Here is a 15974-nt window from a genome sequence, read left to right on the forward strand (position 1 = left end):
TACCCTTATTTATTTAACTACTCGTTGTTATATAGGAAGTGATTAGTTAGTGATCAGGTTGTTCATTAAGTACATCTAACCCTTGTTGCTTTAATAGGCTAACTAATTTAATTAATGGTAAACCTATTAAAGTGTTAGGATCATCACCTTCAAGCTTTTTAAACAAACAAATGCCCAAACCTTCACTTTTAAAACTACCTGCACAATTATAAGGCTGTTCAGCTTGTAGGTAATTTTCAATTTCACTAAGCGTTAAAGGATTAAAATGAACTATAAATGGTTCTACTAATGAGTAACTTTGTTTAGTTGCGCTGTTATAAACACAAAGTCCAGTGTAAAATGTGACAGACTTATTACTGAATTTGGTCAGTTGTTTAACGCCGTTTTCAAAATTATGAGGCTTACCTAATATTTCATCTTCACAGACCGCTACTTGATCTGATCCTATAATCAGTGCGTTGGGAAATTCTGGAGCAACAGCCTGTGCTTTTTCAATAGCTAATCGCTCAACTAATGCTTGAGGTGTTTCATCGGGTAGGGCTGTTTCATCAATATTGGGTTTAGCACAATCAAAAGGTAGATTGAGTTTATCTAGTATCATTTTTCTGAAAATAGATGTAGAGCCTAAAACTAAAGTTTGCATAGATGTAGATCCAAGGTGAGACAAAAATAATCAATAAAAGCTATTATTGGGTCAATCTTTCGCTTTTAAATGCATTATACTTAGTTTTTTAAACAAAAGAGGCAATTTCTTTTGACACTTGCGAGCAGGCACATTATTATGCGCGCCTTATGAAAAATCTTAAGCTTCCGATAACTATTAATCCATTTCGTAGTGCACAGCGCAGACTTGTGTGCGAAGGTGTATTTAAATTATCGGAAATGACTAGATTGCTTGCTGCTTGTGAAGCACGTAGCGAGCAAGTACAAGTAAAAGTTAAGTTTGATGTGGATGAACGTGGTCTGACAGTAATGACAGGTACGGGCTCGGCATTAGTAGCATTTACTTGTCAGCGGTGCACAGAAGATTTTGAGCAATTACTTGAAGTAGATTTTACTTTTAGTCCTGCAAAAAATGCTGAAGCTGCTGAAGAAATTCCGTCATATTATGACGTAATAGAATTAGATGAAAATGGTGAAGTGAACTTGCGTGAGTTAGTGGAAGAAGAGTTAATCCTCATGATCCCATTAATTCCTAGGCATGAACTAGAAGACTGTAAAGCACCTGCTGACAGTGTTTGGGGTGAATTGCCTGAAGAGCTTGAAAAGCCAAACCCATTTGATGTTTTAAAACAACTCAAGTAGTTTATCTACTTAGGGTTTTAGATAATAACCGATTTTAGGAGTAACTCATGGCAGTTCAAAAAAGCAAAAAGTCTCGCTCAAGACGTGGCATGCGCCGTTCACATGATGCAGTAACAGCAGAGCATTTATCAACTGATCCAGTATCAGGTGAATCACACCGTCGTCATCACATTACAGCTGATGGCTACTATAAAGGTGTTAAAGTAATCAATAAGTAATATTTTTAATATTACTTAAAGGTTATGACTAGTTTAACTATATCGTTAGACATTATGGGGGGCGACCAAGGCCCCCATATTACGATCCCTTCTGCTGTTATGGCAGTAAAGCACTCCCCTGATTTACACCTTATTCTTTGTGGTGATGAAGCAATCATTGTTAAAGAATTAACTCGGCTTAATTTTTTCCCACATCCTCAAATTTCTATACATCCAACGACAGAAATTGTTGAAATGGATGAAAAACCTTCTATTGCTATGCGCAGTAAAAAAGACTCGTCTATGCGAAAAGCACTTGATCTTGTTAAAGAAGGTAAAGCACAAGCTTGTGTAAGCGCAGGTAATACTGGCGCGCTATTTTCAATCGCCCATTATGTTCTTAAGACAATCCCTGGTGTTGAACGACCAGCACTAATTTCATCATTACCAACACATGACAGCGATAAACATGTATTTATGCTAGATTTAGGTGCGAATGTATTTTGCGATTCTAGTGTTTTGTATCAATTCGCGATAATGGGCTCGGTAATGGCTGAGTATGTTGATGAAGTATCTAAGCCTCGAGTTGCGTTATTAAATATGGGAGTGGAAGATATTAAAGGGAGCGATCATATTAAACAAACAGCAACACAACTCGCAGAAAATGAAGATATCAATTATGTCGGTTTTATTGAAGGCAGCGATATTTTTTCGAATAAGGCTGATGTTATTGTTTGTGACGGTTTTGTTGGCAATGTTGCACTAAAAACGTGTGAAGGAGTCGCTCGGTTAGTGTATGAAAAATCGAAAGCTTTTTTCCAACAAAATGGTCAATATAACGTTTTAGCCAAAATATTAGGTGTTTTGTTAAAACCCACACTAAAAAAACTCTTCAAATCACTGAACCCCGACCAGTATAACGGTGCAAGTTTGATAGGATTGCGCGGTATTGTGGTAAAAAGCCATGGTAATGCAAGTTCTAAGGCTTTTTTTGCCGCTATAATTGAAGCTGCAAAAGAGGTTGAGCGGCAAATTCCAGAAAGAATCAAAACAAAACTGGAATAATTTTAGCGCAATCTATTGAATTAACTTGCAGACGCAACAATATTTTTTTAATTGCTATTGTTAGCAATTAAATATACAAATCAAGCAAATAAATTAGGTATTAAAAATGCAAAATAAATTAGCTTTTGTATTCCCTGGACAGGGATCACAAACGGTTGGCATGTTAAGCGATTTTTCAGAAAACGATATTGTTCAAGATACATTTGCTCAAGCATCAAAAGTACTCGGTTATGATCTTTGGCAGTTAGTTTCTCAAGGCCCTAGCGAAAAACTTAATCAAACACATCACACGCAACCTGCATTGTTAACGGCAAGTGTTGCAATGTGGCGCTTATGGCAGTCTGATGCGAGCACTTTGCCAAGTGTGATCGCTGGACATAGTTTAGGTGAATATTCCGCTTTGGTTTGTGCTGATGTACTTAGCTTAGAAGAGGCCGTCGTTTTAGTAGAAAAGCGTGGGCAGTATATGCAGGCATCTGTTCCTGAAGGCGTAGGAGCTATGGCTGCTGTTATAGGATTAGATGATCAAAGTATTATTGATGCATGCGAAAATGCACAAGATGATGACGTTGTAGCTGCGGTTAATTTTAATTCTCCTGGGCAAGTTGTTATTGCAGGTCATAAAGCAGCAGTAGAGCGCGCTGGCGTATTATGTAAAGAAGCGGGTGCTAAACGTGTTTTACCTTTACCTGTGAGTGTTCCTTCTCATTGCGCACTAATGAAGGATGCAGCAGATAAATTAGCAAAAGATCTCGAGCAAATAACATTTCACTCACCGAAAATATCGGTGGTAAATAATGTTGATGTTGCCATTGAAACATCAGCTGAGGCAATAAAGTCTGCGCTCATTAAGCAACTATACAGTCCCGTTCGTTGGAGTGAAACTATCACTAAACTTTCAAATGATGGCGTTAATCAAGTTGTTGAAGCAGGCCCTGGTAAAGTATTACAAGGTTTAATTAAACGTATTGATAAATCGATGACTTGTATTGCTGTTAATAATTCAGATTCGTTGGCCCAAGCCGTCGAAGTATTTAAATAGGAAAAATTATGTTTTCATTAGATGGAAAAGTTGTTTTAGTTACCGGTGCTAGTCGTGGTATTGGTAAAGCGATTGCTAGCCAACTTAAATCACTTGGTGCTACGGTAATCGGTACTGCTACTTCTGAACATGGCGCTGAGAAAATTAGTGAATATTTGGGGCAGGGCAATGGTTTAGTACTTAATGTAACAAGCGATGAGTCAATTGAGCAAATGTTTGCTAACATTAAAGACAATCATGGCTCAGTTGATGTTTTAGTTAATAATGCGGGAATTACACGCGATAACCTATTTATGCGTATGAAAACCGAAGAGTGGGACGATATTGTTGATACCAATTTAACTTCAGTCTTTAAAGTGAGTAAAGCGGCTATCCGTCCTATGATGAAAAAGCGTACTGGCCGCATCATTAATATTGGCTCAGTGGTTGGCACTATGGGTAATGCTGGACAGGTTAATTACGCGACAGCTAAAGCAGGTTTATTAGGCTTTACAAAGTCATTAGCACGTGAAGTTGCTTCTAGAGGCATAACCGTCAATACTGTTGCTCCAGGTTTTATTGATACTGATATGACTCAAACGTTAACAGATGAGCAAAAAGAGGGCATCTTTTCACAAGTTCCTGCCAATCGTCTTGGAAAACCAGATGAAATTGCCAGTGCAGTTGCCTTTTTAGCATCCGATTCGGCCGCTTATATTACTGGTGAAACATTACATGTTAATGGTGGTATGTATATGGTCTAAGCCTTTGTTTTTAAGGTTTTGACAGTTTTGAAATTATTAAATTAACGATGTCAACAGGTTAGACCAGACAAAAAAGTAAAATTAGTTACTTGCAAGGTGAGCTGTTGACGAATACACTACACGCAATTTGAAAAAATGCACTTTCTAGTAAAGGAAATAAAATGAGTACAATTGAAGAACGCGTAAAAAAAATCACTATTGAACAACTAGGTGTAAGCGAAGCAGAAGTTAAAACTAGCTCTTCTTTCGTAGATGACCTTGGTGCTGACTCTTTAGATACAGTAGAATTAGTTATGGCGTTAGAAGAAGAATTTGATACTGAAATTCCTGATGAAGATGCTGAAAAAATCACTACAGTTCAAGCAGCAATCGATTACGTTACTGCTAACCAGTAAGTAATTAATTTTAAGCGCGTGTAACAACGTACTGCTTAAATAGTGTAAATAGGGCGGTATTACTTATATTTTTAATATAATGTAACCGCCTTTTTTATTATTCAACTTATCACAGGCAAACCTTCTTATGAGACGTGTTGTAGTTACCGGTCTAGGTATGTTAAGCCCCTTGGGTAATGATCCTCAAACCACTTGGCAAAATTTGCTACTTGGTAAGAGCGGTATCAGTACTATTGATTATTTTGATACTTCAGAATACCCAACAACTTTTGCAGGGTTAATTAAAAATTTTGATTCACAAGATTATATGGAACGAAAAGAAGCCAAAAAAATGGATCTTTTTATTCAGTATGGTGTTGCCGCAGGCGTACAAGCTATTAAAGATTCTGGTTTAGAGATTAACGAAGAAAATGCACATCGCATTGGTGTAGCTGTTGGCGCAGGTATTGGTGGTTTAGGTTTAATTGAAGCCGGCTACGATAAAATGATTAAAACTAGCCCTCGTAAATTATCCCCATTTTTTGTACCTTCAACCATTATCAATATGATTGCTGGTCATTTATCGATTATGTTTGGTTTAAAAGGTCCCAATATATCAATTGTTACCGCTTGTACCAGTGGTGTACATAACATTGGTCATGCAGCACGTATGATTGCTTATGGCGATGCTGATGCAATTGTTGCCGGTGGCGCAGAAAAAGCGTCAACACAGTTAGGGATGGGGGGCTTTGGTGCTGCTCGTGCACTATCAACACGTAATGACGCTCCAGAGCAAGCATCACGTCCTTGGGATAAAGACCGAGATGGTTTTGTTTTAGGTGATGGTGCTGGCGTTATGGTTGTTGAAGAGTATGAACATGCTAAAGCACGAGGCGCAACAATATACGCTGAACTGGTTGGTTTTGGTATGAGTGGTGATGCTTATCATATGACTTCACCTCCAGCAGATGGTGCTGGTGCTGCATTAGCGATGAAAAATGCGATTAATGATGCCAAAGTTGATATCAATAAAATTGGATATATTAACGCTCACGGTACTTCAACACCAGCGGGTGATATTGCTGAGACAAATGCTGTTAAGTCGGTATTTGGTGAGCAAGCCTATAACTTAATGATGGGCTCAACTAAATCTATGACTGGGCATTTACTAGGTGCAGCAGGCGCTGTAGAAGCCATATTTAGTGTACAAGCGCTTAAAAACAAAGCGGTACCTCCTACGATAAATCTAGATAACCCTGACGAAGGTTGTGATTTAGATTATATTGCAGGCAGCGCTCGTGATGTTAATTTAGAATACACCTTGTGTAATTCATTTGGTTTTGGCGGAACAAACGGCTCGTTAGTTTTTAAACGCATATAAGCTGTTTGATTCTTTTAGTTATAATTGCTTAAAATCAAAACGTAAGCCTGAATACTAGCCTTAGTATTCAGGCTTTATTGTATTCAGGTATCATTCCATTTAGAACACACTTTATAGCTAGCCCATTAAGTTTGTTCTCACTCAGATTTTGCCAGAGATTTGAGAATAAATAGAACTTTTTGTGTATAGTCTTTCTATATGAAAGAAATTCAGTGCCGTTATCGAATATCTGACTAGCTCCCGAAAGGCAAATTATACAGTCTTATAGGCTAAGTTATGGAACTTGGTAATGTAATAAACATTATCTTTAATCCATGCTGCCTCTAAGTCTTTAAATTTTGTTAAAGGGGAGAATTATTGGAATTGGCATTATTTGAGGGAAACTTGTGCTTTATTGTGCTGTTAATGATCAACCTATTGATGTGTTATCGGTGAAAAACCGTGGATTTGCCTATGGAGATGGACTTTTTACCACTGCAACCATTGTTGAAGGTAAAGTGGCTATGTTATCGCTCCACCTTGAAAGACTTATTAATGGTTGTCAACAGCTTAGTCTCGAGCAACCTGATGTTAGTAAGCTCAAAGATTCAATTGAGAAAATCGCAATCAACTACAATAAAGCCGTGCTTAAAGTGGTTATTACCGCAGGAGATGGCGGTAGAGGCTATTCTCGCCTTGGCTCAGATAAACCTACGGTAGTGATTAGCGTTTCTGCCTTTCCACAACATTACCCTTTGTGGCAAGAAACAGGTATTAATTTAGGAATAAGTAAGCTTCAGTTAGGTATTAACCCTATGCTATCGGGCTTAAAGCATTTAAATCGCTTAGAGCAAGTGCTTATACGACAAGAATTAGATCGCCGTGAAGAAGATGATTTATTAGTGACAGATATCAATGGGCACATTATTGAAAGTAGCTGTGCCAATGTTTTTTGGTTGAAAGAGGGGCGCTGGCACACACCTAAGATTAGTAATGCTGGTGTTGCAGGATTAATGAGGCGTTCTATTTTAAAGTCGTTAGAAATGGTTGATATTGATGATTATATGTTATCTGAACTCGACGGCCTTGAAGCGATGTTTATTTGTAATTGTGTTATGGGAGTAGTGCCGATAAAAACTTTTAATGGTAAGCTGCTTTCTTTAAGTAAAGTTGATGCGATTAATAAGTTAATTGGTGAGATATCCATTTAAAGAAGTACAAGTTAGGGAAGTACGCCGTTGTTAAAAAAAATAATTTTTATTGTATGCTTTTGTCTTGTGGTTTTTGTGACTGGCTTTCTATTTTTACTTAATAAAAATATGAATCAGCCAATTAATTTAGATACTGCAACTTTAGTTACTGTTGAAGGCGGTACTTCTTTATCTTCATTTTCACAAGAATTAGTAGATAAACAATGGATAAAAAACCGCTTTTGGCTTCGAAGCTACGCACGCCTATACCCTGATAAATCACAGATAAAATCAGGTACCTTTAATATACCTGCACATATTTCCCTTAAAGGATTAATCGAGCAATTAGCTAAAGGTAAAGAACATCAATTTAGTATTACTTTTGTTGAAGGCTCTACCTTTAAACAATGGATAGCACTGTTAGAACAACAGTCGAACTTAACAGATCATAACCTTTCAGTTGAAAAAATTAGCGCGTTTTTAGATATTAAGCCACTAAATAATCCTGAAGGATGGTTTTTTCCTGAAACCTATGCGTACACCAAGGGCACTTCTTCGTTAACTATTTTACAGCGTGCTCACAATGAAATGAAAAGCACTCTTGATTCTTTATGGGAATCGCGCGCTCAAAATTTACCATACAAGAATGCTTATCAAGCTCTGATTATGGCGTCGATCATAGAAAAAGAAACCAGTGTGGTTGATGAAATGCCACTTATCTCTTCGGTATTTGTTAATCGGTTGAGAAAAAAAATGCGCTTACAAACAGATCCTACTGTTATTTATGGTTTAGGAGATCGTTATCAAGGGGATATTAAAAAAATCCATTTACGTGAAAAAACATCTTATAATACCTATCGCATAAATGGCTTACCGCCAACTCCTATTGCAATGCCTGGTAAATTGGCACTAAAAGCGGCGTTAAATCCAGATACGACCGATTATTTATATTTTGTGAGTATGGGTAATGGTGCACATGTGTTTTCAACCAACTTGGTTGATCACAATAAAGCTGTAGTTAAGTATCAGTTAAAAAAGCAGTAGTAAACTGTAACGATAAAATTAGGTAAATAAATGAGTGTAGGAAAATTTATTGTTGTTGAAGGTATGGAAGGTGCAGGTAAATCTTCGGCAATTAAGGTGATTGAGCAAGTATTAGCAGAACATGATATTAACTTTATAAACACTAGAGAGCCAGGCGGCACGCCGCTAGCAGAATCTCTAAGAGAGATCGTTAAATCAGTCGCTCATCAAGAAAAGTTGACTAACGAAACTGAACTCTTGCTGATGTATGCCAGTAGAAGCCAATTACTTGAAAATCGAATATTTCCTGCATTGAAATCAGGTAAGTGGGTGATCGGTGACCGCCATGATTTAAGCTCTCGTGCTTATCAAGGAGGGGGCAGAGGTGTTGATGAGGAATTGATTAATATTATTGCTCAAGTGACATTAAAAGGTTTTAAGCCCGATTTAACTCTTTATTTAGATATCCTTCCTGAAATTGGTTTATCTCGAGCGAATGCCAGAGGAGCCCTTGATAGAATAGAGTTAGAACAGTTTGAGTTTTTTCAACGGGTACACCAAAAGTATTGTCAGCTTGCTAGTGCTGATAAAAGTATTGTTACCGTTGACGCTTCACAAACAATGGAAGAAGTGCATACGGATATTCGAGAAAAATTAGAAACTTTTTTAGCTAAAAGTAATGGTTAATCCCCAATAACTAATCAGGTAATAATGTCAATTATGACGTTAGGCGAAAATTAATGAAACCATGGTTAATTGATCAGCAAGAGCTGTTGTCAAAACAAATATTAACTAACCGTTTGCCGCATGCAATATTATTTAGTGGGGTAACTGGAGCAGGAAAATTAGAACTTGCCCAGTGGTTAGTGCAAGTATTGTTGTGTCAAGACCTTGTTCACCAGCAATCCCAAGGTAGAGATTCAGCCATAGTTTTACCTTGTCAAAAATGTAAGAATTGTCAGTTATATAGTAGTCAAACTTACCCTGATCACATGGTAGTTAATAGTGATTCAAAATCTATTGGTGTTGATGAAATACGTCTAGTGAGCCGAGCTCTCGAAAAAACCTCCCAATTAGGCCGTTATAAAACAGTGTTAATTCCCATGGCCGAAAAAATGACCATAGCCGCTGCTAATGCACTATTGAAAACACTGGAAGAGCCCACTGAAAAAAGTGTTATTGTCTTATTAAGCGATGATGCAGATAATTTGCTACCAACGATTATTAGTAGAAGTCGTTTGTTTGACATAAGGCCACCGGTTGGTGATACCTTATTAAACGGTTTAAGTAATCAAAGTGATCCGTCATTATCGTTAAGTTTTGATAAAAAGTTTATTAATTTAACTCATTTACCAGAATTAACGGATGAACAAGTGATGCAGAGTTTTATTGACTTCCAAGCAAAGTTACTCCGTTATTTGATCGATCAACAAGGATTAAGTTACTTAATAAAAACATTGGTTGATGAGCCTCATGCGTTAAGGTGGCTTGAAAAGATTATCGTTAATATGATGAGGACAAAACAGTCATGGTTGGCAGTAAAAGAAATAGATCAAGAAACTTTACAAAAACTTGAGCATAGTTTAAACCCTGATAAACTTTGGACAATTCATCAAATGGTGATAAAAAGCCGACAACAAATGAAAATATATAGCCAAATTAACTTTCGCTTCTTAGTAGAAAAGTTACTAGTCGATATTGGCGAGCTAATAACCAATCAACATTAAGTCATAATATTTATATTGTACAAAAAGGATCATCATGAAAAAGCTATACATCGAATTTTCAACAGATAGAGATTTATATTTATCTTATATGCCATTTTTACAAGAAGGTGGCTTGTTTATTCGTTCGTCACAAAATATTCCGTTGGAGACGGAGGTAGAGCTTGAAGTTTTACTACCAGACTCATTGGAGCAGTCATTAGTTAAAGGTGTTGTTTGTTGGTTAACGCCTGTTGGTGCTCAAAATGGTACTCCACCAGGCGTAGGAGTGAGCTTTACTGACGATCCTGATAAAATTCGCTTTCAAATTGAAAAGGCAATAGCACGCCATTTAAATTCTTCTGATCCGACACTGACAATGTAGTTTGTGTATTTTTAATCATTATTTAATTTTAGTGGAGAACATTCGTTGTTTATAGACTCTCATTGTCATTTAGATCGTTTAGATTTAGCCGATTTCGATCAAAACTTAGATAAGGTTATACAAGCTGCAGAAAGTGCTCAGGTGACTGAACTTTTATGTGTAAGCGTAACCTTAGAAGACTTTCCATCGATGGTTGAGCAAACTAAAGGCTATAAAAATGTTTACCTTTCTTGTGGAACTCATCCGCTTAATCAAGAAAATAAAGTAGATGAAGATAAGCTGCATTCGCTAGCACAACATAAAAATGTAATTGCAATTGGCGAAACGGGATTAGATTATTTTTATGCCCCTGAAACGAAAGAGTTACAATTAGATTCATTTGTTAAGCATGTACGTGTGGCGAAACAATTAAAAAAACCATTAATCATTCATACTCGAGATGCACAAGAAGATACCCTGACTATTTTACGTGATGAAGACGCAGATGAAGTTGGTGGTATCTTACATTGCTTTACAGAAAGTTGGGAGATGGCAGAACAAGCCATTGAACTCGGTTTTTATATTTCATTCTCAGGTATCGTAACTTTTAAAAATGCTAGCGCGCTAAGAGAAGTCGCTAAAAAGGTACCAGACGATAAGTTTTTAATTGAAACTGACTCACCATACCTTGCGCCAGTGCCACATCGCGGTAAGCAAAACCAACCAGCATATGTAGTTGAAGTAGCTAAACACCTTGCTAGTATACGAGGCCAATCTGTTGAAACTATTGCAAAGCTTTCAACAGATAATTTTAACCGCCTGTTTGCTAAATAAACGGCACTAAAATATTAGACCTAGATGATATAACTAAAAAAAGGCCCAACACTGTTACCAATGTCGGGCTCAAAGGAGGTTCAAGGGGTGAACCGTGCGCTAATTACAAAAAATGTGCGAGCATTATAAATTGCGTAACTAACTTTGTATTAATAAGTGTAGTGCAAAGCTTTCTTATTGCGAATTTATTTGGTTATATTTTTTATCTCATTGAAAAATAATAAGATAAAATGTAATTCAATGGTTGAGTATATAGTTTTAAATACAGTTTCTTCACTGATTGTGCACTTGATGTGCACAAGTTATCAACAGTTATATATTACTTTTACAATGCTTTAATACTTGTTATCGTCAACTATAAATTAATCATACACAAGACTGTCAATATCTGTGCTTAATCTTCTCTGGATCAGCTTTTTCTTTATCGCTTTTATATCTTCACTGTATCAATGGTTGTTTTTGGGGAACGTGCAAATTTTTGAGCAATTGATTGCATCAATTTTTTCCATGTCAAAAGTGACTGTCGAAATTTCTATCGGTTTAATTGGTATTTTAAGCTTTTGGCTTGGCATGATGAAAATTGCAGATCAAGCTGGCATTATTAATAAACTTGCTCAGTGGCTATCACCACTCTTTACTCAATTAATGCCAGAAGTTCCTAAAAGCCACCCCGCAATCGGCTCAATGACCATGAACTTATCAGCCAACTTTTTAGGGTTAGATAATGCGGCGACTCCTTTAGGCCTTAAAGCCATGCAAGATTTGCAGTCTATTAACCCTAAAAAAGATACGGCAAGTAACGCGCAAATTTTATTTTTGGTGTTAAACACTTCGTCGGTAACCTTGATTCCTATAGCTGTTTTTGTTTATCGAGCACAACAAGGCGCAGTTAACCCTACGGACGTATTTGTCCCTATATTATTAGCAACATTCGCTTCAACACTCGTTGGCTTAATAAGTGTTGCATTTGTTCAAAAGATTAATCTTTTTCATAAAACTGTATTGCTTTATTTAATAAGCGCAATGGCAATTGTTTGTGCCTTAGTGGTTTATTTTGCCCAATTATCAGCACAACTTTTAGCAGAGCAGTCATCATTAATGGGGAATTTATTGATATTTGCTGTATTGATTTTATTCATTCTTGTTGCCATGCGAAGAAAAGTGATTGTTTATGATGCTTTTATTGAAGGTGCTAAAGAAGGTTTTGAAGTTAGTATTAAATTAATTCCTTATTTACTTGCTATGCTGTGTGCAATTGGGGTCTTTAGAGCAAGCGGTGCGTTAGATTTTATTGTCGACAATATAAGGTTTGTTGTCGCATGGTTGTCGTTAGATACACGCTTTGTTGATGCGCTTCCTACTGCTTTTATGAACCCACTAAGTGGCTCAGGTGCTAGAGCGATGATGATTGAAACAATGAATACCCACGGTGCTGACTCTTTTGCGGGACGTTTAGCCTCAACTATTCAAGGTTCTACGGAAACTACCTTTTATGTTTTAGCTGTGTATTTTGGCTCGGTTGGTATTAAACATAGTCGTCATGCTATTACTTGTGGATTGCTCGCTGATGTTGGTGGTATTTGTGCTGCAATCGGTGTTTGTTATTGGTTCTTTGGATAAATACCTTTAAATACGCAAGGTTTAATTTTGTACCGCTATTAGTCATATTTTTTTCACATTATGACTATTCTTTCAACCCTTAATAGATTGTCGACAATAATACTTTTGTCTACTTGACTCTCAGTTTATATTCGCTATTATTCCATTTATATTTTAAAAGTGTCGACAATCGATGCTTTTTAAACGTTTAATTTTTGGACTTATATGGCGTTAAATAACCCCACACTTGAAACACCTGTAACCACCGCAGACAAAGTATTTGACTCAATGTTGCATGCCATTGTTGATGGAAAAATTCCTTCAGGTAGTAAAATTAGTGAACCTGAGCTAGCCAAACAATATGAGATTAGCCGCTCAACGCTTCGTGAGGCTTTAAATCGTCTTGAAAAATGTCATTTAATCGAGCGCAAAGCTAATGTTGGCTCCCGCGTTGTTGAATGCACTATTGAAAGCTTATTAGAAATATATGTGGTTCGTGAATCACTAGAAGGTATGGCTTGTCGTCAAGCAGCTATACATATGAGCGATGATGAAATTACTGAAATGCAAAATATGCTTAAACATCATGCAACATCGCAAGCGCTTAAAGATGGTGTTGCCTATTATCAAGAAGAGGGTGATTTAGATTTTCATTATAAAGTTATTTTAGGCAGTCACAATAAACAGTTGATCAACATTTTATGTGGTCAATTGTATCACCTTGTTCGAATGTACCGAATTCAATTTGGTATGAACAGCCCTAGAGCAACACGCGCTTTTGATGAACATTCACGAATTATTGACGCTATTGCTGATCGCGATGGTGAGTTAGCTGAAATGCTAATGCGTAGGCACATTGCTGCTTCACGAAAAAATATAGAGAATAAAATTGCTCAACTCAATAATGATAATCAATAAACATTATGAGAAAAAACATCGTATTTAAATTCATTTAAACTTCTTTAAACAAAGGAAAGGTCTATGTCTGTTTCATTATCTGCCGGTGCTAAGTTTCGCTTGGCATTGCAAAACAATAAACCATTACAAGTCGTCGGTACTATTAACGCTTACTGCGCAATGATGGCAGAGCAACTTGGTCATCAAGCCATTTATTTATCAGGGGGCGGGGTAGCTAATGCATCTTACGGGTTACCTGATTTAGGTATGACTTCATTGAACGATGTTATTGCTGACGTTCAACGTATTACTTCTGCTTCAAGCCTGCCGTTATTGGTTGATATTGACACAGGTTGGGGCGGCGCTTTTAATATCGCTAAAACAGTTAGAGATATGGAGAAAGCTGGTGCTGCTGCAGTACATATTGAAGATCAGGTAGCACAAAAGCGTTGTGGTCATCGCCCGAATAAAGAAATTGTTTCAACTAATGAGATGGTTGATCGGATACGCGCAGCAGTTGATGCTAGAACGGATGACGATTTTTTTATTATGGCCCGTACTGATGCTTTTGCTCAAGAAGGGCTTGAAGCTGCACTTGAGCGTGCTAAAGCTTATGTTGCTGCTGGAGCGGACGGGATTTTTGCAGAAGCAGTGAAAACTGAAGAACATTACCGTGCATTTACTGAAGCGCTAGATGTGCCTGTTTTGGCTAATATTACCGAGTTTGGACAAACTGAGCTATGGAACAAAGAGCAGCTAGGAGAGTGGGGCTGTGCCATGGTGCTTTACCCATTATCAGCATTTAGAGCAATGAATAAAGCTGCAGAGTCTGTATATAAAACATTATTAGCCGATGGCGATCAAAAAGCCGAAATTGAAAATATGCAAACGCGAATGGATTTATACGATTACCTTGGCTATCACGATTATGAACAAAAACTAGATAATCTTTTTGCTGAAGGAAAAAATAAATAATCGACACCTTACGCTGTGTTAACCACAGCTTCGTCTAACATTAATAATAACGTGTCGCACAAAGAACAAATTACATAGAATTATGAGGAAAGAATTATGTCGGATAAAAAATTAACGGGCGCAGGGCTACGAGGCCAAAGCGCTGGACAAACAGCATTATGTACAGTTGGAAAGTCAGGAAGTGGTTTAACATACTGTGGCTATGATGTAGCTGACTTGGCAGATAACGCAACCTTTGAAGAAGTCGCGTATTTACTTTTTAATGGCGAATTACCTAATGAAAAAGAGCTCGCTACTTACAAAGCTGAATTAGCCAGCATGCGAGATTTACCTCAGGCGTTAAAAGAAGTATTAAAACTTATTCCAAAAAATGCTCATCCAATGGATGTAATGCGTACTGGTTGTTCATTTCTAGGTAATATTGAACCTGAAAATGATTTCTCTGAGCAAAACAAAGCAGCCAATCGTTTATTGTCAGCATTTCCTGCCATTATGTGCTACTGGTATAAGTTCTCACATGATGGTGTAGAAATAGATTGTATGACTGATGAAGCTTCACTTGGCGGTCATTTCCTACGTTTATTAAATGGTGAGAGTCCTTCTAAGCAACACGAGCGTGTGATGGATGTCTCTTTAATTCTTTACGCGGAGCACGAGTTTAATGCCTCAACGTTTACCGCTCGCGTGTGTGCTTCAACGTTATCAGACATGTTTTCTTGTGTTACTGGTGCCATAGGTACTTTAAGAGGTCCCTTACATGGCGGCGCCAATGAAGCAGCTATGGATATGATCGAAAAATTTCAATCACCTAGCGATGCAAAAATCCAAATGGCAGGTATGCTTGAGCGTAAAGAAAAAATAATGGGCTTTGGTCATGCCATATATCGTACTTCTGATCCTCGTAATGTCATTATTAAAGCATGGTCTGAAAAGTTAGCTGCTGAAAATGGTGATACTTCACTTTACGATATTTCTGTTGCCTGTGAAGAGTATATGTGGGAAACCAAAAAGTTATTTTGTAATGCTGACTTTTTTCATGCATCAACGTACAACTACATGGGCATACCTACTAAATTATTCACGCCTATCTTTGTTTGCTCACGATTAACTGGTTGGGCTGCTCATGTTATGGAGCAACGTGCTAATAACCGAATTATACGCCCAAGTGCCGATTACACTGGCAGTGAACCTCGTAAAGTGACGCCAATTAGCCAGCGATAACCCATCTTTACTAAGCCTAATTTTTTTTGAGAATTAGGCTTAGTCAATACGCCAATACTTTGAATAACCATTAATCAATGGA

Annotated in this window: 18 protein-coding genes; 17 read left to right on the plus strand and 1 reads right to left on the minus strand. The window is 37.3% G+C overall.

Annotated elements, in window-relative coordinates; genetic code table 11:
- Nucleotides 1-46: 46 nt before the first annotated feature.
- The gene (locus tag AC27G3_RS10855; protein WP_487121460.1) at nt 47-643 is read right to left on the minus strand and encodes a Maf family protein; all 597 of its coding nucleotides are present in this window, start codon (nt 641-643) and stop codon (nt 47-49) included.
- 149 nt (nt 644-792) lie between these two features.
- On the opposite strand from AC27G3_RS10855, the gene yceD reads away from it, so the two are divergent.
- From yceD to prpC, 17 genes are all read left to right on the plus strand, one after another.
- Nucleotides 793-1305, plus strand: coding sequence for a 23S rRNA accumulation protein YceD (gene yceD, locus AC27G3_RS10860; RefSeq protein WP_487121462.1), 513 nt, complete (start codon nt 793-795; stop codon nt 1303-1305).
- 47 nt (nt 1306-1352) lie between these two features.
- Nucleotides 1353-1523 (plus strand): 50S ribosomal protein L32, encoded by a 171-nt coding sequence (rpmF, locus tag AC27G3_RS10865; protein WP_487121464.1) that lies wholly within the window; start codon nt 1353-1355, stop codon nt 1521-1523.
- Nucleotides 1524-1547: 24 nt separating this feature from the next.
- A complete protein-coding gene (gene plsX / locus AC27G3_RS10870; protein WP_487121466.1) occupies nt 1548-2567 on the plus strand; it encodes a phosphate acyltransferase PlsX in 1020 nt (339 codons plus the stop codon).
- A gap of 106 nt (nt 2568-2673) precedes the next feature.
- Nucleotides 2674-3609 (plus strand): ACP S-malonyltransferase, encoded by a 936-nt coding sequence (gene fabD / locus AC27G3_RS10875; RefSeq protein ID WP_487121468.1) that lies wholly within the window; start codon nt 2674-2676, stop codon nt 3607-3609.
- Between the two features lie 8 nt (nt 3610-3617).
- A complete protein-coding gene (gene fabG / locus AC27G3_RS10880) occupies nt 3618-4352 on the plus strand; it encodes a 3-oxoacyl-ACP reductase FabG (protein ID WP_487121470.1) in 735 nt (244 codons plus the stop codon).
- A 161-nt stretch (nt 4353-4513) separates the two neighbouring features.
- Entirely contained in the window at nt 4514-4747 is a 234-nt protein-coding gene (acpP, locus tag AC27G3_RS10885; protein WP_487121472.1) for an acyl carrier protein, read from the plus strand.
- 127 nt (nt 4748-4874) lie between these two features.
- Nucleotides 4875-6107, plus strand: a complete 1233-nt coding sequence (gene fabF / locus AC27G3_RS10890; RefSeq protein ID WP_487121474.1) for a beta-ketoacyl-ACP synthase II — start codon at nt 4875-4877, stop codon at nt 6105-6107.
- A gap of 386 nt (nt 6108-6493) precedes the next feature.
- On the plus strand, nt 6494-7297 hold the full coding sequence (gene pabC / locus AC27G3_RS10895) for an aminodeoxychorismate lyase (protein ID WP_487121476.1): 804 nt from the start codon (nt 6494-6496) through the stop codon (nt 7295-7297).
- 27 nt (nt 7298-7324) lie between these two features.
- The gene (mltG, locus tag AC27G3_RS10900; RefSeq protein WP_487121478.1) at nt 7325-8320 is read left to right on the plus strand and encodes an endolytic transglycosylase MltG; all 996 of its coding nucleotides are present in this window, start codon (nt 7325-7327) and stop codon (nt 8318-8320) included.
- Nucleotides 8321-8350: 30 nt separating this feature from the next.
- Complete coding sequence (gene tmk / locus AC27G3_RS10905) at nt 8351-8986, plus strand: dTMP kinase (protein ID WP_487121480.1); 636 nt, start codon at nt 8351-8353, stop codon at nt 8984-8986.
- A 53-nt stretch (nt 8987-9039) separates the two neighbouring features.
- Nucleotides 9040-10026 carry a DNA polymerase III subunit delta' gene (locus AC27G3_RS10910; RefSeq protein ID WP_487121482.1) on the plus strand — a complete coding sequence of 329 codons (987 nt, stop codon included), beginning with the start codon at nt 9040-9042 and terminating at the stop codon, nt 10024-10026.
- A 34-nt stretch (nt 10027-10060) separates the two neighbouring features.
- Nucleotides 10061-10387 (plus strand): PilZ domain-containing protein, encoded by a 327-nt coding sequence (locus tag AC27G3_RS10915; RefSeq protein WP_487121484.1) that lies wholly within the window; start codon nt 10061-10063, stop codon nt 10385-10387.
- A 45-nt stretch (nt 10388-10432) separates the two neighbouring features.
- The gene (locus AC27G3_RS10920) at nt 10433-11200 is read left to right on the plus strand and encodes a TatD family hydrolase (RefSeq protein WP_487121486.1); all 768 of its coding nucleotides are present in this window, start codon (nt 10433-10435) and stop codon (nt 11198-11200) included.
- Nucleotides 11201-11590: 390 nt separating this feature from the next.
- Nucleotides 11591-12820 carry a nucleoside recognition domain-containing protein gene (locus AC27G3_RS10925; RefSeq protein ID WP_487121487.1) on the plus strand — a complete coding sequence of 410 codons (1230 nt, stop codon included), beginning with the start codon at nt 11591-11593 and terminating at the stop codon, nt 12818-12820.
- A gap of 204 nt (nt 12821-13024) precedes the next feature.
- Nucleotides 13025-13717 (plus strand): GntR family transcriptional regulator, encoded by a 693-nt coding sequence (locus tag AC27G3_RS10930; RefSeq protein WP_487121489.1) that lies wholly within the window; start codon nt 13025-13027, stop codon nt 13715-13717.
- 63 nt (nt 13718-13780) lie between these two features.
- Nucleotides 13781-14671, plus strand: a complete 891-nt coding sequence (prpB, locus tag AC27G3_RS10935; RefSeq protein ID WP_487121491.1) for a methylisocitrate lyase — start codon at nt 13781-13783, stop codon at nt 14669-14671.
- A 96-nt stretch (nt 14672-14767) separates the two neighbouring features.
- A complete protein-coding gene (prpC, locus tag AC27G3_RS10940) occupies nt 14768-15892 on the plus strand; it encodes a bifunctional 2-methylcitrate synthase/citrate synthase (protein ID WP_487121493.1) in 1125 nt (374 codons plus the stop codon).
- The last annotated feature ends 82 nt before the right edge of the window (nt 15893-15974 follow it).

The sequence above is a fragment of the Colwellia sp. SU-HH01217 genome, from assembly GCF_057543495.1.